Source organism: Ruminococcus sp. AF37-20 (assembly GCF_003460465.1).
Taxonomy (GTDB): domain Bacteria; phylum Bacillota; class Clostridia; order Oscillospirales; family Ruminococcaceae; genus Hominimerdicola; species Hominimerdicola aceti.
In genome coordinates this window covers 88403-109973 of record NZ_QTVE01000010.1, presented here as the reverse complement: position 1 = coordinate 109973, position 21571 = coordinate 88403, and the positions used below count along the sequence as shown (strand labels likewise).

20 protein-coding genes are annotated in these 21571 nt (G+C 40.5%); 7 read left to right on the top strand and 13 right to left on the bottom strand.

What is annotated here, in order from left to right; all coding sequences use genetic code 11:
- Window positions 1-7: 7 nt before the first annotated feature.
- The 6 genes from gyrB to dnaA form a co-directional block, all read right to left on the bottom strand.
- Window positions 8-1936 (bottom strand): DNA topoisomerase (ATP-hydrolyzing) subunit B, encoded by a 1929-nt coding sequence (gene gyrB, locus DW015_RS08355; RefSeq protein WP_117905316.1) that lies wholly within the window; start codon window positions 1934-1936, stop codon window positions 8-10.
- A 105-nt stretch (window positions 1937-2041) separates the two neighbouring features.
- Window positions 2042-2302: an extracellular matrix/biofilm biosynthesis regulator RemA family protein gene (locus tag DW015_RS08350; protein WP_117905304.1), complete on the bottom strand. Its 261-nt coding sequence runs from the start codon at window positions 2300-2302 to the stop codon at window positions 2042-2044.
- A complete protein-coding gene (recF, locus tag DW015_RS08345) occupies window positions 2302-3432 on the bottom strand; it encodes a DNA replication/repair protein RecF (protein ID WP_022287191.1) in 1131 nt (376 codons plus the stop codon). Before recF ends, DW015_RS08350 begins: the two co-directional genes overlap by 1 nt.
- 1 nt (window position 3433) lies before the next feature.
- Entirely contained in the window at window positions 3434-3658 is a 225-nt protein-coding gene (locus tag DW015_RS08340; RefSeq protein ID WP_022287190.1) for an RNA-binding S4 domain-containing protein, read from the bottom strand.
- Between the two features lie 4 nt (window positions 3659-3662).
- Window positions 3663-4769 (bottom strand): DNA polymerase III subunit beta, encoded by a 1107-nt coding sequence (gene dnaN / locus DW015_RS08335; protein WP_117905303.1) that lies wholly within the window; start codon window positions 4767-4769, stop codon window positions 3663-3665.
- Window positions 4770-5214: 445 nt separating this feature from the next.
- Window positions 5215-6576: a chromosomal replication initiator protein DnaA gene (gene dnaA, locus DW015_RS08330; protein ID WP_117877494.1), complete on the bottom strand. Its 1362-nt coding sequence runs from the start codon at window positions 6574-6576 to the stop codon at window positions 5215-5217.
- A 537-nt stretch (window positions 6577-7113) separates the two neighbouring features.
- Here dnaA and rpmH point away from each other — a divergent pair.
- The 5 genes from rpmH to jag all read left to right on the top strand — a co-directional run bounded on the left by rpmH (window position 7114) and on the right by jag (window position 10442).
- The gene (rpmH, locus tag DW015_RS08325) at window positions 7114-7248 is read left to right on the top strand and encodes a 50S ribosomal protein L34 (protein ID WP_022287187.1); all 135 of its coding nucleotides are present in this window, start codon (window positions 7114-7116) and stop codon (window positions 7246-7248) included.
- 221 nt (window positions 7249-7469) lie between these two features.
- Window positions 7470-7850 (top strand): ribonuclease P protein component, encoded by a 381-nt coding sequence (gene rnpA / locus DW015_RS08320; protein WP_242993250.1) that lies wholly within the window; start codon window positions 7470-7472, stop codon window positions 7848-7850.
- Window position 7851: 1 nt separating this feature from the next.
- The gene (gene yidD, locus DW015_RS08315; protein ID WP_022287185.1) at window positions 7852-8100 is read left to right on the top strand and encodes a membrane protein insertion efficiency factor YidD; all 249 of its coding nucleotides are present in this window, start codon (window positions 7852-7854) and stop codon (window positions 8098-8100) included.
- 65 nt (window positions 8101-8165) lie between these two features.
- Window positions 8166-9503 (top strand): YidC/Oxa1 family membrane protein insertase, encoded by a 1338-nt coding sequence (locus DW015_RS08310; protein WP_117905302.1) that lies wholly within the window; start codon window positions 8166-8168, stop codon window positions 9501-9503.
- 42 nt (window positions 9504-9545) lie between these two features.
- Window positions 9546-10442, top strand: coding sequence for an RNA-binding cell elongation regulator Jag/EloR (jag, locus tag DW015_RS08305; RefSeq protein ID WP_117905301.1), 897 nt, complete (start codon window positions 9546-9548; stop codon window positions 10440-10442).
- A gap of 370 nt (window positions 10443-10812) precedes the next feature.
- Here jag and rsmG read toward each other — a convergent pair whose 3' ends face one another.
- The 6 genes from rsmG to DW015_RS08275 are packed head-to-tail and all read right to left on the bottom strand — an operon-like array spanning window position 10813 to window position 17949.
- Window positions 10813-11532, bottom strand: a complete 720-nt coding sequence (gene rsmG / locus DW015_RS08300; protein ID WP_022287182.1) for a 16S rRNA (guanine(527)-N(7))-methyltransferase RsmG — start codon at window positions 11530-11532, stop codon at window positions 10813-10815.
- 1 nt (window position 11533) lies between these two features.
- Window positions 11534-13417: a tRNA uridine-5-carboxymethylaminomethyl(34) synthesis enzyme MnmG gene (gene mnmG, locus DW015_RS08295; RefSeq protein ID WP_181979881.1), complete on the bottom strand. Its 1884-nt coding sequence runs from the start codon at window positions 13415-13417 to the stop codon at window positions 11534-11536.
- Window positions 13418-13453: 36 nt separating this feature from the next.
- On the bottom strand, window positions 13454-14824 hold the full coding sequence (mnmE, locus tag DW015_RS08290; RefSeq protein WP_117905299.1) for a tRNA uridine-5-carboxymethylaminomethyl(34) synthesis GTPase MnmE: 1371 nt from the start codon (window positions 14822-14824) through the stop codon (window positions 13454-13456).
- 12 nt (window positions 14825-14836) lie between these two features.
- Entirely contained in the window at window positions 14837-15790 is a 954-nt protein-coding gene (locus DW015_RS08285) for a TIGR01212 family radical SAM protein (RefSeq protein ID WP_117897119.1), read from the bottom strand.
- A complete protein-coding gene (locus DW015_RS08280; RefSeq protein WP_117905298.1) occupies window positions 15783-16556 on the bottom strand; it encodes a hypothetical protein in 774 nt (257 codons plus the stop codon). Before DW015_RS08280 ends, DW015_RS08285 begins: the two co-directional genes overlap by 8 nt.
- A gap of 16 nt (window positions 16557-16572) precedes the next feature.
- Window positions 16573-17949 carry an acyltransferase gene (locus DW015_RS08275; RefSeq protein WP_117905297.1) on the bottom strand — a complete coding sequence of 459 codons (1377 nt, stop codon included), beginning with the start codon at window positions 17947-17949 and terminating at the stop codon, window positions 16573-16575.
- Between the two features lie 224 nt (window positions 17950-18173).
- On the opposite strand from DW015_RS08275, the gene DW015_RS08270 reads away from it, so the two are divergent.
- Together DW015_RS08270 and DW015_RS08265 are read left to right on the top strand one after the other, a co-directional pair.
- Window positions 18174-19103: an NAD(P)-dependent oxidoreductase gene (locus tag DW015_RS08270; protein WP_147338148.1), complete on the top strand. Its 930-nt coding sequence runs from the start codon at window positions 18174-18176 to the stop codon at window positions 19101-19103.
- A gap of 81 nt (window positions 19104-19184) precedes the next feature.
- A complete protein-coding gene (locus DW015_RS08265) occupies window positions 19185-20534 on the top strand; it encodes a CAP domain-containing protein (RefSeq protein ID WP_117905295.1) in 1350 nt (449 codons plus the stop codon).
- A gap of 56 nt (window positions 20535-20590) precedes the next feature.
- Here the strand turns inward: DW015_RS08265 and DW015_RS08260 are convergent, their stop codons facing one another.
- A complete protein-coding gene (locus DW015_RS08260) occupies window positions 20591-21457 on the bottom strand; it encodes a ParB/RepB/Spo0J family partition protein (protein ID WP_117905294.1) in 867 nt (288 codons plus the stop codon).
- Between the last annotated feature and the right edge of the window lie 114 nt (window positions 21458-21571).

Below are 21571 nucleotides of genomic sequence, written 5' to 3'. Positions count from 1 at the left end.
CCTTTCTTTAAACGTCAAGATCCTTTACATACTCTGCATTTTTCTCTATAAATTCTTTTCTCGGTGCGACCTTATCGCCCATAAGAATAGTGAATATCTCGTCCGCCTTAACAGCGTCTTCCATTGTCACCTTTATCATAGTTCTTCTTTCAGGATCCATGGTTGTTTCCCAAAGCTGTTCAGGGTCCATCTCACCAAGACCTTTATATCTCTGAACGTTTACCTTCAGATTGTTTTCACCCGAAAGCTCAGAAATATACTGATCTCTCTCTGCGTCTGAGAAAGCATATCTGACCTGCTTGCCCCTTGCGACTTTGAAAAGCGGTGGCTGAGCAAGATAGATATGACCCTCCTCGATAAGAGGACGCATAAATCTAAAGAAGAATGTAAGCAGAAGTGTTCTGATATGAGAACCGTCCACATCGGCATCGGCCATGATGATAACTTTGCCGTAACGGAGCTTTGAAAGGTCAAAGTCCTCGCCTATTGATGTTCCCAGTGCGGTAACAACAGGCATAAGCTTTTCATTGCCGTATACCTTATCTATCCTGGCTTTTTCAACGTTGAGCATTTTTCCCCACAAAGGAAGTATAGCCTGATATTTTCTATCTCTGCCTTCCTTTGCAGAGCCGCCCGCAGAATCTCCCTCGACGATATAGATCTCGGTGAGTGAAGCATCTCTCTCTGAGCAATCTGCAAGCTTGCCAGGCAATGAAGAGGATTCAAGAGCAGATTTTCTTCTTGTAAGCTCTCTTGCTTTCTTTGCGGCTTCTCTTGCCTTTTGTGCCTGAACGGACTTATCAAATATAGCCTTTGCTACAGTAGGATTTTCCTCGAAGTAGTTCATAAGCTTTTCGGTAACTATCTTGTCAACGAAAGGTCTTACCTCAGGATTGCCAAGTCTGCCCTTTGTCTGTCCCTCAAACTCACAGTTTGTGAGCTTAACGGATACTATAGCCGTCAGACCCTCTCTTACGTCGTCGCCAAGAAGTTTATCGTCGTCTTTAAGATAGCCGAACTTCTTACCGTAGTTATTTATTACCTTTGTAAGAGCATTTTTAAAGCCTGTTTCATGAGTACCGCCGTCAGGAGTATGGATATTATTAGCAAATGACAATATAAGGTCATTATAAGTATCGTTATACTGCAAAGCTATCTCAGCAAAAGTATCGCCTTCCATGCCGTTGACATAGATAACTTCCTCAGAAAGGGGTGTAACGCCTCTTGTTTTGTGGATATGCTCCACAAACTGTCTTATACCGCCCTCATAGTGGAGAGTTTCGCCCACAGGCTCTGATTCATTTCTCTTATCAGTGAATATTATCTTTATACCGGCATTAAGAAATGCCTGTTCTCTAAGTCTTTTCAGCAGTGTTTCATAGTCAAACACTGTTGTTTCCTGAAATATTTCAGGGTCAGGCTTAAAGAGAACGGAAGTACCTGTTTTATCAGTATCGCCGATTATTTTCAGCGGCTCTGAATAATTACCTCTGTCAAATCTCTGAAAATGAATATGTTTTCCGTCATAAACTGTAAGCTCAAGATATTCCGAGAGGGCGTTTACTACAGACGCACCAACGCCGTGAAGTCCGCCTGCTACCTTATATCCGCCGCCGCCGAACTTTCCGCCTGCGTGGAGAATGGTATAAACTACCGTTGCAGCAGATATTTTCTCCTTTGGGTGTATACCTGTAGGGATACCACGTCCGTTATCGGTAACTCTGATAATGTCCCCGGGAAGTATCTCCACTTCTATCTCAGTGCAATATCCTGCCAATGCCTCATCGATAGCGTTGTCAACTATCTCATAGACAAGGTGGTGAAGTCCCTTTGGACCTGTTGATCCGATATACATACCAGGTCTTTTTCTTACCGCTTCAAGACCCTCCAGCACCTGTATCTGATTTTCATTATAATCATTTTGCTTATCCACCATGGATATTTCCTCGGTGTTCTGGATCTCGATCTCGTTGTTATTTTCCAAAAAATAACCCCCTCATCACTTGGTTTTTTTATCTTATCATCTTATTTCTTTGATTCATCATTCAGGCATTCTTTTGCTTCTTTTCAAAAGTGTGGCACAGCTCATCTGACTTATATACACAGTTTCCGTAAAGTCTTTATCAAGGCACACCACAAAGCTTTTAGGCATTTCATATGTGCAGTTCACAACACGTCTGTTTTTTGCCGCAAAATTAAGAAATTCCTTTGTGTTGGCAGAAACAGAGGTGTTCTCTATATCGAAAATGCCTATCACATCTTTAGTATTGACTAAATAGTTATTTCCTAAATGCAGAAACATCACTTATTCTCCTGAACTATCATTCCGTTTTCTATATTGAATATCTTTCCATGGCTTTTCTCGTCAAAGGGGATATTCCTGTCACAGCAGGTTATAAAGACCTGCATATCGTGTATTTTCGAGATAACGAACTTCTGCCTTGAGAGGTCAAGCTCGCTCAAAACATCATCGAGAAGTATACACGGGCTGTCGTCTATCTCCTCGGCAAGTATATAAGCCTGCGAAAGCTTCAAAATAAGAGCAAGAGAGCGGTGCTGTCCCTGAGAAGCGAACTGTCTAACTGCCAGTCCGTTTATTTTTCCCGCAAGATCGTCTCTGTGAACGCCTTTCTGTGTAAATCCTGCTCTTATATCGTCATCAAGATTATTTTGCAGACAGCTTAGATACTCTTCAGCCATTTCTCCTGCATAATCTTTTCTGCCCTCCAGATTTGAATACACAGTGGAATAATATTCAAGCTCCAGCCTTTCTCTGCCCTCTGATATATCCTCATAAAGCTTTTTTGCGAACATATCGAGCTTTTTGGTATAATTATATCTTAAAAGCGATATATAAGCCCCAAGCTGAGCAAGCTGGATATCCCACACTTCAAGCTCTTCTCTTTTTGATCTGCCGTAACAGATATTTTTTAACAATATATTTCTCTGCTCTATAAGATCATCATATTTTGAGATAACAGAGCTATAGGAATTTTTTATCTGTGACACTGAAAGGTCAAGAAACTGCCGTCTGTTTTCGGGAGAGCCTTTTGAAAGCTCCAGATCCTCAGGAGTAAAGATAACACAATCAAGGCTTCCGAAAAGCTTTGAGGGAGTTTTCAGCTTTACGCCGTTCAAGGTGACGTTTTTTTCTCTCACATTAGGTCTTGCCATTGCAAAATGTATATCCTGACTGCGAAAGCTGTTTTTAAATGAAATGTCGATATTCATGAACTGTCCGTTTATATCTATCATTTCTCTGTCTTTTGTGTTGCGAAAAGACCTCACTCCGCTGCAAAGCCATATAGCTTCTATAAGATTTGTTTTGCCCTGAGCATTCTTTCCGCAGAAAATATTCATTTTCTCATGAGGATATATCTCGACTTTTTTGAGATTTTTAAATCCGTCTGCGGAAATTTTGGTTATCACCATTTTATTTTACCACTATCTCTGTAGCTATCTCGTCTATCTGCACCTTATCCCCGGGGCGGATCTTCTTTCCCCTCATTGTGCAGACCTCACCGTTTACTTTGATTCTCTCCTCAAGGATTATCTCCTTGCCAATGCCGCCTGTTTCCACAACGCCTGCATATTTAAGCAGAGAATCGAGCTTTATAAACTCTGATTTTATATTTACATCTATCTGTTGATATTTCATATTCTTATTCCTTTGCTAGTCTTACAGGGAGAACGAGGTAAGTATAAGCGTCGCCCTCACACGGAACTATCTTCATAGGCAGCAGACTTCCGCTCATCTGCAATTTGACCTTATCTTCCTTTATGACCTTCAGAGGGTCAAGAAGATATTTGCACTTGAAGCCTATCTCGATAACAGGACCTGCTATATCAGCCTTTATCTCGTCTGTTATCTTTCCAACGCTTGTTGAGCAGTTTATTTTTATAGAATTATTTTCAAAATAGCATCTTGCAGGTGACGGTGTTCTGTCACTTATAAGTATCAAACTTCTTTCAAGAGCGGCAATAAGCTCTTTCCTGTCAACAATGACCTCAGTTGTGCAAGTAGTTGGTATAGCTGACTTATAAGGGTGAAACTCGCCCTCGATAAGTCTTGAATAAACAAGATAGCCGTTTAATTCAAACACAACATGATTTTTTGAGAGATAAACGGAGGCTGTTTCTTCGTCATTATCTCCCAGAAGTGCTGCTATCTCAGAAAGAGTTTTTGCAGGCACGACGAATTTAAGACTTCCGTCATACTTTATAGGCTCATATCTCACAGCAAGTCTATATCCGTCAAGGGCAACAAGAGTAAGAGTACCGTTTTCAATCTCAAAAAGCTCGCCCTTAAGAACAGGCTTAAGGTCTGTAACAGCCACGGCAAACTTTGTCTGATTTATCATATCCTTAAGAACAGGCTGAGAGATAGTTATTTTGTTTTCTTCCTCTTTCTTAGGAAGTGCAGGATATTCCTCTGCTGATGTTGCAGGGATATTGAATGTGGTAACTCCTCCTGAGATCGTTACCTGAAAATTTTCAGAAACCTCTATCAGGATCTCTTCAGAAGGCATTTTCCTTATCATTTCTGAAAATAACCTTGCATTGAGTATAAATTCTCCCGAATCGTCGCTCTTTACCGGAATAACAGTTTTTATACCTATCTCAAGGTCATAGCCGGTAAGCTCCAGCATTGAGTTTTCAAGCTTGAATTTTATTCCCTCAAGAGATTTAAGTGCAGCACGTTCTGACACTGCTTTTGAAACATTTGTTACTGCTCCGCAAAGTGAAGCATTATTACACAGAATTTTCATAGCAATTTCCTTTCTAAAAAATTACATTTATCTGACTTTTGTTTTTTCAACATATGAATTTCTCAAATTTATATTTTTTGCTCTGATAATATATAAATAAATCAATATTAAATTAGTATTAGTAGTAGAGTGTGTTGAAATGGTTGAAAAGTCATTCAAAGCCTTTTGCAGACTTGTTTTGCTTTTCAAGTTTATTTTAACATCACTTCAACTGTGTTTTCAAAAACTTTTTTTGTGTTTGAAAAGTTGAAAAAATGTTTGTTGAATGTTTATTATTATCGCAAAAAATGTTGAAACCTGAAAATCGGTGTTTTATTTTATAACACCATGGTTTAAACTTCATTGTGCAAAGTTTTGAAAAACATTCCGCAAAGCTTTATATATCCAAGTCCGGATATTCAACAAAATTGTTGAAAACTATGTTGAAAATGTTGAAATTGTCCGTTTAATTGTCCTTGAGGTTTTTGATTATGTCGTCAACGGTATCTTTTAGCTGTTTGTTCTCTTTAAGATTTTTAACAACGTCCTGATAGTGTATGGTCATAGTTGAATGGTTTTTGTTAAGTACATTTCCTATCTGTATAAAGGTCATGCCCTTTACGTCCTTGAAGATATAGATTGCTATTTTTCTTGCAAGGGATACATTTGCACGTCTGTTTGTTGATTTTATGTCGTCAGCAGTAACGTCAAATGCTGCCGCTACCTCCTGAAGTATCCTGTCAACCGTTATCTCAGCAGGGTGATTTTCAATGATTATTTCCTTGATTATCCTCTGAGCCATAGATATGGACGGGCTTTCATTCGTATAAATAGTAAGAGCCTTTATTTTGTTTACAGTTCCCTCAAGCTGACGTATATTCGTCTTTATCTTCTCTGCTATTATCCTTACTACATTGTCAGAAAGCTGCAAGTCCAGCATATCAGCCTTTTTCTTTACGATAGCCATTCTTGTTTCAAAATCAGGCGGTGTAACGTCTACCTGAACGCCCAGTGAAAATCTGGTAAGTATCCTGTTTTGAAGCTTCGATATCTTTGACGGTGCAATATCCGATGTGAGAACTATCTGCTTGCCCGCATTGTAAAGATCGTTGAAGGTATGGAAAAATTCCTCCTGCATACGCTCCTTGCCTGCAATGGTCTGTATATCGTCTACCATAAGATAGTCGGCATTTCTGTATTTATCATGAAATTTATTAGTTTCCTTTGACTCGATAGCTTTAACGAGCTGGTTTATAAAGGATTCACCTGTGGTGTAAATAATTTTCAGCTCAGGGTGATTTTTCTTTACCTCATGCTCGATAGCTTTCATAAGGTGAGTTTTTCCAAGTCCCGAATCACCGTATATGATGAGAGGGTTGAATATAGTATTTGTGTTAGACGGCGTTTTCTGATCCTCGTCATACTTATGTGCGACAGCCGTGCTGAAAGCATAGGCAAGATCATTCGATTTACCTTTGATAAAGTTATCAAAGGTAAGATTGTTGTTTTCTTCATCAGAAAAGTCAGCCACCTTGACTTCTATATCCTTTTCCTCAGTTTCATTAACTTCTTCTTTGTCTTTAACAAGTATTTTTATATCTACCTCAAAGCCCAAAGTGTTGAGAAAAGCTTCTTTTAAAAGATTCTCATAGGCGTTCATAGTGATATCTCTTGAAAAATCAGAATCAGTGAGCAAATAAGCCACATTGTTTTCAAGCTTCATCGGTTCAAGTATCTTTATCCATTTGTTGTATCCCGGCTCGCTGATACTTTTGCAGTTTCGGCAATATTTCAGGACCTCCTGAAATACGTCATTAAAGGAATCCATTGTTTCTCCATAACCTCCTAGAAAATAGCTCTGCCTGTGCGGTGTTTCCGCTGTCCGCCGTGACCCCTGTCAAACAGACGGCAGGTCAGAGTTTTAAAAAAATATAAACAGGCATAATTAATCAATTCTATACTATTATAGCACACTTGACTTAAAATTTCAAGTCCTATATATTATATATAAGGAAAGAAATAAGGATAAAAAGTATGCTTTTCAAAGATAAGAAAAAACACTTAATACAGATAAAATTTATATTTGGCACACAATATATTGTATGCTCATAAAAAATGAGGACGTAAGCGGCAGGTTTTTCGGACAGTAAGCCCCTCAAAGCAAAGAAAAATAATATCAAAAAAAATATAAAAATATTATGAACAGGCTTGACAAATGGTGTGTGAATGAGCTATAATATTAAATTACAAGGGCTTTTTTCATAGCGATATTGTAATTTGCTGTGACCCTATAAGTTTAAACATCTCCGAGGACGTTTTTTTGTATAAAATGACGGAGTGTTGAAAGCGGAAGGAGGAGAATTCGATGAAAAGAACATATCAGCCTAAAAAGCTTCAGAGAAAGAAAGTTCACGGCTTCATGAAGAGAATGTCTACTGCTAACGGCAGAAAGGTACTCGCAAGAAGAAGAGCAAAGGGCAGAGCTAGACTCAGCTACTAAGAGATACAGGCAGTTTCTGATGATAAGTCTGACAGGCATTATTCAGGCGGTTAGTTACGCCTGAAGTGATGTCCCTAGGCAGTTGTATTTAAGCGTCGTTGGACGCTGCCTCAGATGACCTATATACCATTCATTGATTTGCATGGTATTGGGTCTTTATCTTTTTTTGGCAAAATTGCCGTGAAAAGGCGAAAAGAGTAAAAACAGTACACAATGGGGAAATGAAGATGCTGTTCACAACGGTTTTAAAGGATAACAAGGCATTTTTAAGGTGCTATAAAAAGGGAAGATTTTGTGCAGACAGTTTTGTAGCAGCATATTTTTATCCCAACGGCAGCCCATACAACAGGCTTGGCATAACGGCAGGCAAAAAGCAGGGCTGCGCAGTAACGAGAAACAGGATAAAGAGAATAGTAAGAGCCGCCTACAGACTTAACGAGGCGGAATTTCCGCTGGGCTATGATATAGTTTTTGTGGGAAGAAACGATATAGGGGAAAAGAAAACTCAGGATATTGAAAGATTTATAAAAAAAAGACTCATAAAAGAGATGAATAAGCCTGTTCCAAAGAATAACAGGTCAGGCAGGGCAAAGAGAAAGTAAAATGAGTAAACTGGCTCAGCTGCTGATAAGGTTTTATCAGCGATTTATAAGTCCTCTTTTCGGACCAAGGTGCAAGTATTATCCAAGCTGTTCGGCATATGCGCTGGAGGCTTACAGAAAACACGGCTTTTTTAAAGGCACGCTGCTCACTGTATGGAGACTGCTTAGGTGCAACCCGTGGAGTCTGGGAGGGGTTGACTATGTTCCTGACAAGCTTACCACTGAGTATTTTAAAATCAGAAAAAAATAAGCCTGAGAGCTTAATCAGATATATAGGTTATCAATATGACAAATAATTGATCTGGAGGATATTAAATGGGTATTATTGCGACCCCTTTGGGCTGGATAATGAAGGGCTGCTATTTTGTATGCAAAAACTACGGAATAGCACTGCTGCTTTTCACTATCCTTACAAGACTTATAGTATTTCCGCTTAACGTTAAGCAGCAGAAGAGCACGGCAAGAATGACCATGCTTCAGCCTGAGCTTGAAAAGATAAAGAAGAAATACGCTAAAAACCAGCAGAAGATGCAGGAAGAGCAGATGAACCTTTACGCCAAGGCGGGCGTAAACCCTATGGCAAGCTGTTTGCCAATGGTCATCACAATGGTAATTCTGTTTGCTCTTATCCCTGTTATTTACGGACCTCTTACCTACGTTTCAAACGCAGATAAAGAGGAGCTTACAGACTCAAACAACATGATATCGAATCTTTATGTTGTCAGTGCTGAGGTAAAAAGCAAGGATACTACAATAGAAAAGCTTATTGAAAAGTTTGAGAAAGACGGTGCTACTGAGGACGAAGCTTATGATAAGCTTGAAAAGCTTTTTACAGATAAGGACAAGTATCCGAAGTCTGCAAAGGCACTTTCTAATGACAACAAGATATCTAACGTTATGAATGCTATTAAGGCTCATAATGATATAGATACTTTTATTCTTAACGAGAATTACTTCTCCACAAACCTTATTCAGTCAAGACCTGAGCTTATGACTTTCGTTTTCACTGAAAAAGAGGGCGGACAGTATGCAGATGTGCTTCCAACAAGCGTAAAGGCTGCGGCTGAAGATTTCAACTACAGCATTTTCGGACTTTTCCTTGGAAAGATACCAACAATGAAGGATCTTTCATGCATTATCCCTATTGTATCAGCACTTTTGCAGCTTATAGTGACATTCGTTTCACAGCATTTTGCAAAGAAGAACAATCCTGACGCCGCTAATATGGGCGGAATGGGAATGAAGATAATGCTTTACGGTATGCCTATCTTCTCACTGTGGATCGGTTTCAGCTATCCGGCAGGTCTTGGTCTTTACTGGTGCTATTCTTCACTGTTTGCACTTGGACAGACTATCGTACTCAATAAGATCTATACACCTGAACACGTTGCAGAGCTTGTTCAGAAGGATATAGCAAAGCAGAAAAAGAAGGGCAAGCCTACTCTTATTGAAAAAATGGCTGAGGCTCAGATGATACAGGCTGGTAAGGATCCTGCTGAGATCAGAAAGTCACTTTCTGACGATGAGGATTACGATGAGCCTAAGAAGAAAACAAAGATGGAGCTTAAAGACGAGCAGAGAAGACGTCTTAACGAAGCCAGAAAGAGAATGGCTGAGAAATATGGCGACGAATATGACGATTCACAGGATTGACCTGTTGTTGACTAAACTTTTTTAGCGAGAGGAGCAGAAAAAATGAAACAGATCTTTACAGCCGCAACTGTAGACGAAGCAAAGAACAAGGCGGCAGTTGAATTTGGAACAGAAGTAGAAAAGATCACTTTCACAGTTCTTGAAGAGCCTAAAAAGGGCTTTTTCGGAAAGATCAAGGGTGAGGCAAAGGTAGAAGCTGAATATGAGCCTGAAACAAAGGTAGAAACTGTAACTGAAGAAACAGAGGCTGTTGAAGAAAAGGCAGAAGTTCAGGAAGAAGTCAAGACAGAGGCAGAGTGGAGCGACACTTTGCAGAAAAAGGCTGACTGTGCAAAGGAATATATACTCAATGTTATAAAGGCAATGGGCATAGAAAACACAGAGATCGAGGTAACAAAGCTTGAAAACGGCGCACTTTTTGAGATAAAGAGCGAAGAGTTCGAGAAGCTTATCGGCAAGAAGGGCGATATCCTCGATTCACTTCAGTATCTTGCATCACTTGTATGCAACAGGATAGACAGAGAATATTTCAGAATATCCACAGATTGCAATGGTTTCAGGGCAAGAAGAAAGACTCAGCTTGAAGAGCTTGCAAGAAAGATAGCAAACAACGTAAAGAGAAGCGGTCGTTCATCAGCTCTCGAGCCAATGAATCCATATGAGAGAAGAATCATTCACGCTGCTGTATCAGAGATCGAGGGTGTAACATCTCAGTCAAAGGGTGAAGAGCCATGGAGAAAGGTAATAATCAGCTCTACAACACCTAGAAAATATGACAACAGAGGCGGCTACAAGAAGAACGGCGGCAGAAGAAGAAACAATAATAATCGCCGCTCAAAGGGTTTTGACATCACAACAAGCTTTGAAAAGGACTACAAGAAGCCAAAGCCGGAGGACACAATGAAGGATTCAGGTCTTTACTCAAAGATAGAATTCTAAATTAAAAATGACAATAAGAAAACACGCTGAACAAAAATTCAGCGTGTTTTTTCTATTTTGATTGTAGGGGACGGCGCCCCGACGTCCCATTTATCGATGTTTCGGTTTCAATATCATTTGTATTTTTTTCACACAATATTCGGCGCAAAAATTTATAACATTGTCTGCTTCTTTTCATTGGTGACCAATCCAAGTCCAGCCGCTTCAATGTCGGGCTGTCGAGGGCGCCAGCCCCTACACATTTGTGTCTACAGTTTGTCCGCCGCAAAATCGCTGTCGCTCTTTGCAGATTTTACTTTGTATAAGAAACTACAAAAGCGGTGCAGAGATTTGTTCTCCGACACCGCTATGTATTTTGCTTTAGTTTGTATTATAATTTTTTCTTTTTCATTTGACCCTTGTTGCGTGGGTATTTTTCAGGTGTTTCAGATACTTTTCTTATGAGGATAAGCGTTCTGCCGTCACCTGTTGGAAGCTCATAGTCAAAGACCTCTTCGACCTTTCCTCCCAGTATCTTAATAGCATTTTTAGCCTCTTTCAGCTCGTCATTTCCTCCTGAGCCTTTCAATGCAACGAAATATCCTCCAACTTTTACAAAAGGCAGGCAATACTCGCATAGGTCGCTGAGGTTTGCCACTGCTCTTGCTGTGGCAATGTCAAATTGTTCACGGCACTCTATGCTTCTGCCAAGCTCCTCTGCTCTGCCGTGTATGCAGGTCGCACCAAGGTCAAGACTGTCTGAAAGCTGTGCAAGAAAATTTATCCTCTTGTTAAGGCTATCAAGAAGTGTAAGCTTTATATCGTCACGGACGATTTTCAGCGGACAGGACGGAAATCCTGCTCCTGTGCCGACATCTATTACCGTTGCATTTTCTTTTACCTCGAAAAGTGTGAAAGGATAAACGCTGTCAAAAAAATGCTTTATTGAAATTCCCTCAGGGTCAGTGATAGCAGTAAGATTTATTTTCTCGTTCCATTCACAAAGCAGATCTGCATAAGCTTCAAAGCGTGAATAATCACTGTCAGATATTGTTATATCATAATTATCAAAAAGCTTTATAAAATCGTCCTTAGAAATAAGCTTTGACATACTATTCCTCCCTATGGTCATTCTTTGATGAGAGCCATACCAAAAGCACACCCACGTCAGCAGGGTTTACTCCGCTGATTCGGCTTGCCTGACCAACTGATACAGGCTTTATTTTATTGAGCTTTTCAATTGCTTCAAGTCTAAGACTTTTTATATCATTATAGTCAATATCTGCAGGCAAAGCCTTTTTCTCTAGCTTTCGCATAGCCTCCACCTGTTCAAGCTGTATCTTTATATAGCCGTCATATTTTATCTGCAATTCTACCTGCTCTTTTACTTCTGATGAAAGCTCAGGTCTTTCCTTATCGAAAGGAGCAAGACCGTCATATGATACCTGTGGTCTGCGGATAAGCTGAGCAAGCTTTATGCCGTTGTTGAGAGGGTCAGTGCCTACAGATTCAAGATAGGCATTTATCTCAGGATCTGGTGCAATATTTATTTTTGAAACACGCTTTATCTCATCGGCTATCTGTTCATTTTTGTCAAGCAAATGCTGATATCTTTCGTCTGAGATAAGCCCTATCTCATGTCCTATAGGCGTGAGCCTTATATCAGCGTTATCTTGTCTTAGCAAAAGTCTGTATTCGCTTCTTGATGTGAGCATTCTGTAAGGGTCTGAACAACCCTTTGTAACAAGGTCGTCAATAAGAGTGCCTATGTATGATGACGCTCTGTCAAGAATAAGCTGTTTTCTGCCGAGAATTTTCAGTGCGGCATTTATGCCTGCGATAAGACCTTGTGCGGCGGCTTCTTCATATCCCGAAGTGCCGTTGAACTGACCTGCACCGTAAAGACCGTCAAAAGCCTTGAACTCCAGCGTAGCAGAAAGCTCTGTAGGGTCGCAGCAATCATATTCTATGGCATAGGCGTTTCGCATTATCTCAACGTGTTCAAGTCCTTTTATAGTGTGCAAAAATTGAAGCTGAACGAACTCAGGCAGTGATGACGACATACCTTGCAGATAATATTCGTCAGTGTCAAGACCCATTGGCTCAATAAAAAGCTGATGCCTTGGCTTATCCGAAAATCTCATTATTTTGTCCTCGATAGAAGGACAGTATCTTGGACCAATGGCGTGTATCCTACCCGAATAGATAGGAGAAAGATGTATGTTATCTCTTATTACCTTGTGTGTTTCCTCATTTGTATAAGCCACATAGCATTTGACTTTATTTTCAAGCTTTTCATGATTATCAAAAGAAAATGGCGTTATATCATCGTCGCCGCACTGAACTTCAAGCTTGTCAAAATCTATGGAACGCTTGTGTACACGGGCAGGAGTGCCTGTTTTGAAACGTCTTATTGTCATGCCTGCCTTTTTAAGACACTCTGTCAGACTAAGTGCAGGCAAAGTTGCGTCAGGACCGCTTGAATATGATACTGCACCCACATGGACAGTGCCGCCAAGGTAAGTTCCCGTTGAGATGACAACAGCCTTGCAGTCATACTCAGTGCCAAGCTTTGTACGCACACCACGGACAGTTTTGCCGTCCTCCTCAAATAAAATATCAGTTATCTCAGCCTGCTTCAGATAAAGACCCTCTGTGTCTTCGATAGTCTTTTTCATAAGCTTATGATATTCAACACGGTCTATCTGCGCCCTCAGACTATGAACGGCAGGACCTTTTCCACGGTTGAGTATCCTGCTTTGCAGAAAAGTTTTATCCGCCGCCTTGCCCATTTCTCCGCCCAAAGCGTCTATCTCACGAACAAGATGTCCCTTTGCAGTTCCGCCTATAGAGGGGTTGCATGGCATATTGGCAACACCGTCAAGTGTTATGGTAAAAAGTGCCGTCTTTAGTCCAAGGCGTGCCGCCGCCAAAGCCGCTTCACAGCCTGCGTGACCTGCACCTACCACAATAATATCAAAATATTCCTTTTGCATAATAAAACCACCTGTCTGAAAATAAGACCATATAAATTACTTTCCTACGCAGAATTTTGAAAATACCTCGTCTACCACCGCTTCTGTAGCTTTTTCTCCTGTCAGCTCCAAAAGTGCATTTGCGCCATTATCTATCATCACAGTAACAGCGTCCAAAGTTTCTCCCATATCAAGGCTTTCAAGAGCCATGGCAAGATATTTTCTTGCACGTTCTGCACAGGCTATTTGACGCTCGTTTGCAAAAATCGTGCTGTCAGCGTCATATCCGCCAATGCCCAAGAGCTTCTCTGTGGCTTTTTGCAGCTCTTCTCTGCCCTCGTCAAGCTTCGCAGAAATCTCTATCACATAGTCTGAATATTTTTCAAGCTGCGACCTTTCAACAACATTTTCAAGGTCAGACTTGTTGAGAACTATGATAACTTTCTTTCCAAGCTTTTTCACATATTCAAGAAGCTCCAAGTCTTCCTCGTCAAGTTCTCTTGAAATGTCGAAAACTTCTATCACAAGCATAGCGTTTTTAAGCTTTTTCTTTGCTATCTCAACGCCTATTTTTTCAACCTCATCATCAGTTTCATGTATTCCCGCAGTGTCGGAAAGCTTCAAAATAAGCTCGCCAAGCTTTGCACTTTCTTCGATAACATCTCGTGTAGTGCCTGCCACATTTGTGACTATGGAGCGGTCATATCCCAACAGCATATTCATGAGGGTCGATTTTCCAACGTTCGGCTTGCCTGCGATAACAGTGTCAACACCGTTTTTCAGTATCATACCGCTGTCATGATCTGCTATTATTTTATCAAGCCCTGCCAAAGCGTTTTTAAGGCTCTCTCTGAGATTATCCTCAGATATCTCAGGCAAGTCCTCCTCTGGATAATCCACCCATGCCGCAAGTTCACCTAGTATTGTGACAAACTTTCTTGACATATCAGAAATCAGCCTGAAAAGCCTGCCCTCTTTTGTAAGATTTGCAGAATTAAGTGCATATTCTCCCTGAGCGGAGATAGTTTCCATTACGCCCTCAGCCTGAGTAAGTGAAAGCTTTCCGTTGAGAAAAGCCCTTTTTGTGAACTCGCCCCTCTGAGCAAGCTCTGCACCCTGCTCAATGCAAAGTCTGAGAACTTTTTTTGTAACATATATTCCGCCATGGCATGATATCTCGCAGACGTTTTCACCGGTGTATGACTTAGGCGCACGGAAAACCGTCAGGACACCGTCATCAACTTCTCTGCCGTTTTTGTCAACTATTTTTCCGTATGCACACGAATAGCCTGCCATGTTTTCAACACTTTTGCATGACAGCGGTTTAAAAACTTTTGCACCTATGCTTATGGCATTATCACCGCTTATTCTTATGACTGATATACCGCCCTCAGCGAGTGGTGTCGAAACTGCACATATATCTTTCATTTTTACCTCTTTTTACTCCGACAGAGCCTTTCCCTGCCATGAATTTCTTCTTCCCATTTCCTTATCTATTTCGTTCATAACGCAGAATTTTTTTAAACTCCACAAAGGTGCAACAAGGTCGTCCTTTGCACCGTCACCTGTCACACGCTGTATTACTATCTCAGCAGGCAGAAGCTCCAGCTGGTCGCAGACGATATTGACATACTCGTCCATTTCAAGCGCTCTGAACTCTCCACGCTCATACATCTGCGCAAGCACAGTGCCTTTTAAAACGTGCAGAAGATGTATCTTAATGCTTTGTATATCAAGCTGACCGAGAGTTTTAGCCGTTTCAAGCATCATATCCCTATCCTCACCGGGAAGCCCGTCGATGATATGCACGCACACATTCACATTGCGTTTTCTCAGCATTTCATATCCTTTGAGAAAATCCGCAAAAGTATGACAGCGGTTCATTTTCAAAGCTGTTTCGTCATGTATAGTCTGCAAGCCAAGCTCTACAGTAAGAAACGTCTTTTCCGCAAGCTCACCGAGCAGGTCGGCTTTTTCTTCGTTGATGCAATCTGCCCTTGTTGCGATAGAAAGCCCTGCCGTATTTTCAAATGACAGGGCTGTATAAAACATTTTTCTCAGCGTTTCAACGTCAGCATAGGTGTTTGAGCCTGCCTGAAAATACGGTATGCACAGACCCTTGCTCCACTTTTTGCTCATTTTCTCCCTTATCTCTCTGTACTGAGTAAGGATATCCTCATGAGGGTCGCCTGCGAAATCTCCGCTCATTTTTGCCGAGCAGAACACACAGCCCCCCACGCCTTTTGTGCCGTCCCTGTTCGGACAGCCAAGGTCGATATTAAGCGGTATCTTGAATACCTTAGTGCCGAACTTGTGCCTTAGATAATAATTGTAGGTATGATATCTTTTATTGTCATCAGAATAGGGAAAGGGGTTATCAAATCTGCTATTCATCTGACGGTCCCTCAGTTTGCTCAGTGGTAGGTTCTGTAGCTTCTGTAGGCTGAGTTGTGGTCTCAGTTGCTTTTGTTGTGGTCGTGGTAGTAGTAGGACCGGGCTGTACTATAGGCTCAGTTTCGGTTACAGTATAGTAAGGCTTGTCATTATTTGTGGTAGTGGAAGCCGTTGAAGTCGTTGTGGTGCTTTTAGTTTCCTCCGGTCTGTCAATAGCAGTGGTAGTTGTTGTTTTTTTCTTGTCCTCTTTTTTCTTTGTGGTAGTTACTTCACCGTCCTGCGGTTTTGCAGTGGTGGTGATAACATTTTCGTCAGGATCATCACTGTCATTATTAGTCGGATGATCGAAGCTGTTGTGGTTAGAATCAGTATTGTCAGGCGTTTCCTTTATAGGGTCAGTTACCTTATTGCCGATACCATAAATAAGAGAGATACGCTCCTCAACAGCTTTCATGGCGTCAGGAAAAGGTATACTATTATTATAAGAGTCCTCCAATGCCTGAGTGTAATCCCCTGAAAAGAAAGTCTTGAATGTTAAAGACAGATTGTTGTCCTCCACAATGTCGCTTCCTGAAACTGAAATAAAGAATATGCAGGCAAATAGCATTATGACCGCTATGGAAAGAAGATTTATAAAGCTGTAATGCTCCTCCAAATTCGTTTTGGCAAGCTCTTCAGCCGCTTCCTCCGCAGCCTCGCATTCCTCCGGTATCTCATATTCATCGTCACCGTGAACGATATTGAATCGTGTAGTTTTCTTATCCATTAGTATTTTCCTCTTTTTATGCCGCATATTCAGCCGCAAGTGTTATAACGCTTACTGCAAAAACAAGCACTGTCATAATGGTCTTTGTTATCATAACTCTGCCATAAGCCGCCTGAGACTTCTGTGAAAGCTTTTTAAAAATCTTGCAGAAAGCCCTTTTTGCAGGTGGGCAGACAATAAAGAACGATATTACTATAAGGGTGATATTTTTCAGCACTGCACTTTTTACAGACACGCTCAATGTGTATTTCACATTTACTCCTGCAAGTGCAAAGAGCCATTTTTTGTAGCCATAGAAGCTGTCAAAATAAAGTCCGCCAAAAATAACGAGAGCTGTCAGCAAAAGATAAATATACTTCACAAGGTCAGGCAGCTTTGAAAGCGGTCTTTCAAGAAACAGCTTTTCAAGGATACAAAGCACTGCCGCACAAAGTCCTACGATAATGAAATTCACCTTTGCCTGATACCATATAGAAAGAGCCAGTCCGCAAAGTATATAGCACACAAAAGTAAAGACCTTGTTCATGTTTTTTTTGCAGCAGAAAATCTCGCTGAAAAAGTCAACAACAGTTGTATTGAAGCTTTTTATCATACCGGTGAAAAGTCCGTCAGCCTCAATGTTTGTGTAGTTGTCAGGATAAACAAAGCCGTTTGTCAGACCAAGTCCCTTTGCCATATCCGAAAGTCCTGTGAAAAGGAAATAATACTGTGCCAAAAATGACAGCATACCAAGCCAACAGCCAAGAGTAGTTATCTCTTTGCCGTTAAGACCTGCAAGCTTTATCTGCTCAAAAACGCCTGCAAGAAGCACTACCTTGCCAAAACCAAAAACTATCTTAGTAAGTCCCTGGTTGAGCTTTGCTCCTGTGATCTCACGATGCCTTATCTGTGGCTCAATATCACCGTATCTCACAAGAGGTCCCACAAGCATGAAATGCAGTGACACCATATAAGTCAAAAGGCAGAAAATGTTTTTTTCTGCTTTGCAGTTGCCCTTGAAAACGTCATAGACATAAGAAATTCCTCTAATCATATAGTAACCCATACCAAGTGGAAGTATGGCGGCGTCAAAACTGAGCTTTTTTACCTTATTATAAAGGATATTCTGACCGAATATTAGCATAAGAGATACGTTCATTATAATATCCAGCACTAAAAATATCCCGCAAAGGGCTTTATTTTCACGGTTTTTTGAAATAATAAGACCAAATATCCAATCGAGGATAACTGACAGGAAAATAAGACAGAACACAAAAGGTCTGCCCCAACTGAAAAACAGCAGGGAACAAACTATCAGAATGAGGTTTTTATATTCTGCACTTCTGTCGAAAAGCGAAATAATGGTCATTATCGGGAACATTCCCAGTATAAATATAAGATCGGAATAAATCAAAATAAATTGCTCCTTAATATTTTTATGTGTTAAAATATTTTTATATTTTTTTACTTATGATTTATACCTATAATTTTATCACAATTCACTAAATATAGCAAGCAAAATTATAAAGAAAATCTAAATTTTTCAGTTTTCTTCAAAAAGTATTTGCAATTAATAAAAACTGTGGTATAATTATAGTAAATAAATGTGCAATTCTACTTGGGGAAGGAGTGGCAGAGTTGGCTTCAATTTTAGTTACAGGAGCAAGCGGAATGATAGGCTTGTACCTTACATCCAGCTTACTGCACAAAAAGCATCGTGTATTCGGTATAGATACACGCAAAAATGAGTTTATTGGAACTGATCCAAACTATACTTTTATCCAGTGTGATATTACAGATAAGGACGCTATTACAAATGTAATCGATAGCAACAAGATTGACGTTGTCGTGCATCTGGCAAATTCTGTAGATAACGATATAGATCCATATGTAACAGACGCTGAGATGAAAAAGAGCAAGATATGTGATAAGTTCATATATGCGGCTGCAAACAAGGCTGAGGTAAGGAGCTTTATCCTGCTCAGCACAACAGCAATATATGGTGTACAGAAAGGCAGAGAACCAATAAGGGAAACTGCTCCTGAAAAGGGAAATTCAAACTATGCAGATCTTAAGATGACATCTGAGAAGATAATGCAGAAGGAATTTAAAAAGTCTGAAACTATACCTGTTATTGCCAGAGTAGCTCCTATTTATGACGCTGAGTATACACAAAATCTGAGAGACAGAGTATTTGACGCAAAGGAAAATGTTGCATACATATTCAATGATGGAGAATACGGTTTTTCATTCTGTTGTGTATTCAATCTTATCGACTTTATAAATGGTATCATCAATGTGCCGACAGGAAGATATGAGGGAATCTACAATCTTGCTGATTCAAGACTGATAACGGCAAAAGAGATAATTGATTATGAAAAGGAACATCACCGCATAGGTGCAGTTATCCAGAAATCACCTGGAATGGGACTAAGCATCAACAAAGGTAAGATGAAAACTGATTATCGCTATTTTGACCCATCTATCACATTCAACAATTGGAACATAGACAACACAAGGGCAAAGAGAATAGCACCTTTCAGATGGACACTTTCAAACACAAAATAAACTCATAAAGGCAGTCCTAGGGCTGCCTTTTTTGTATTGTTCCATGTGGAACATTTGATAAAACAGGAGAGCTAAGATATCATGGAAAGCAATAGGTTAGTTAAAATATTATGTGTTGTCTGTGCGGCAGGCTGTTGTCTTTCCTCTTGCGGAAACACAGGGGAAGAAAAGCCCAAAAAGCTTTCAAGCGTCAGCACAGGAGTCACCACAACTGTGACCACAAATAAAAAGTCTGCCGAAACTATCACAGGTTCAGTGACTACTATACAAACAGCAGCGACTTGTACAAAGATAGTTTTTGACGGCGGCTATACCCTTTTTGCAAATATGCAGGGGGGATATACTCTTATAAACAGTTCAAATGAGATAGTGAACTCTTTTGAGATAACCGATGATAACGGTGATAAGCTTGTACTGACCTGTGACGGAAATACTGTCACTGTCACTAAGAACGGAAAAAAGGTCAACTCGTTCAGTTATAAAGGCACAAGGATAATAATATCAGCCAACGAGGTCTACTATGCAAACACAAAGGTGACATATGTTGATGAAAGCTTCAGCAGCTTTAATGTAACTGACAAGGTGACTATAAGGTGTATCGCAGAGAATAAGTTTGAGATTGTTAAAGACGGCAAGACAGTAAAGAAAGCTACTGTAAAAGATGTGAACGGCTCAAAGTATGTGCTTGAAGCCATGGATAAGGGCATGGAGATAACAAACACTGATAATGAGCTTATGGAATCCATAGTGGTAGGTAATAACTACATAAGCGTGTCAGGGGATAAGGTTATCATAAACGGAAAGACCATGCGGCCACCTCACAGTGCAGATATAAAAGCTGTGACTACAACTGTTACTACAACAACGACAGCGGCTACTACTACCACAACGACTTCAAAGAAAACTGAAAAGAAAACAGAAACGCAAACTGAAACTGTTATCGAGCCTGTGCAGGAAGAACAGCCCTCTGCTCCTCAGCCTGCCGAGCCTGCTGAACCTGATTCAAGCACGAATATGTCAAATAGAAATCTTTCTGCTGAAACATCTGAAATGCTTGGCTATGTGAACGAGGTCAGAAAACAGTATGGTTTAAGAGAGCTTGAGGGACTTGAGCTTCTCGACTCTGCGGCAAGTGTGCGAGCAAACGAGCTTTTGGAAAATTATTCTCATGACAGACCTGACGGCAATTCATATATCACAGCTATAGAAGAAACTGACCTTCCTGAATGGCGTGCGGCGGCTGAAAATATCGCATATGGTATGAACAGCATGACCACGGTAAAAGAGGCTTTCGACGCATGGATGGATTCACCGCCTCATAGAGAAAATATCCTCAACCCTGATGTGCGTTACATGGCGTGTGCAAAAGCCACAAAATCAGAAAACGGGGAATACACCTATTGGGAACAGCTTTTTTACAGCGATATATAAAAAAATTGGACAGACTTTTGAGCCTGTCCGATTTTTTTTGTTCCATGTGGAACATTTTATTCTGCCTGCTTTTCCGATGGTATTTTTATAATATATTCGATATAATCCTCGTGGTCGATACGTTTTGCGTCAGCGTTCACTCCTGCCAATCTCATAACATCTATTGCCTTATTGACACTGTTGAAAAATAATCTAACATCTTTTAACATAGCCGCTCTTTTGTGATAGCTTGCACGCTTTTCATCATCTTTCAGAAGCTTGGCAATATATTTTTCCAATGTGTCAACTGTCCAACCACTTTCAGCCGCTTTGGTCAACACAGCAAGCCTGCGGTCATTATCTGTGATCTTTAGCAAAGCCCTTGCGTGACGTTCTGACATATTGTTATCGAGAATTATTTTGCGTTCCTCAGCGTTAAGTTTCAGAATACGAAGCTTGTTTGCAACTGTGGATTGAGCAAGTCCCAGACGAATAGCCGCAGATTCCTGAGTCATGCCATATTTTGTGATGAGCTGAGAGATCGCTTCGGCTTCTTCAAAAAAGTTCAGGTCACAACGTTGGATATTCTCTATAAGTGCAATGACCTGCGAACGTTCCTCTGTGGCATTGATAAGTATACACGGCACTGACCTTAATCCTGCAAGCTTTGCCGCACGCAAACGCCGTTCGCCTGACACAAGCTCAAAAGTGCCTTTTACACGCCGCACTGTGAGAGGTTGTATGATCCCGTCCTGAGAAATGCTTTTTGCAAGGCTTGTTAGTTCGGCAGATGAGAAATATCGCCTTGGCTGAACAGGGTTCGGCCTTATCTCTCCTATGGAAATGTCGATTATTTTGCCTAACGTCTGATAGGGTGAAGCCCTTTGTGATTCGTCAGTTTCTTCGCTGAAAGCTTTTGTTAATGTTTTTGGAAAAATGCTCATATTTTATACCTCCGTTTCGTTTTAAAATAATCATAACACTTCACGATCCTCAATTCTATATTTTATTCAGAAAACTTTTCTGCTCTTTATGACCTTGATTTCGATATTGATACT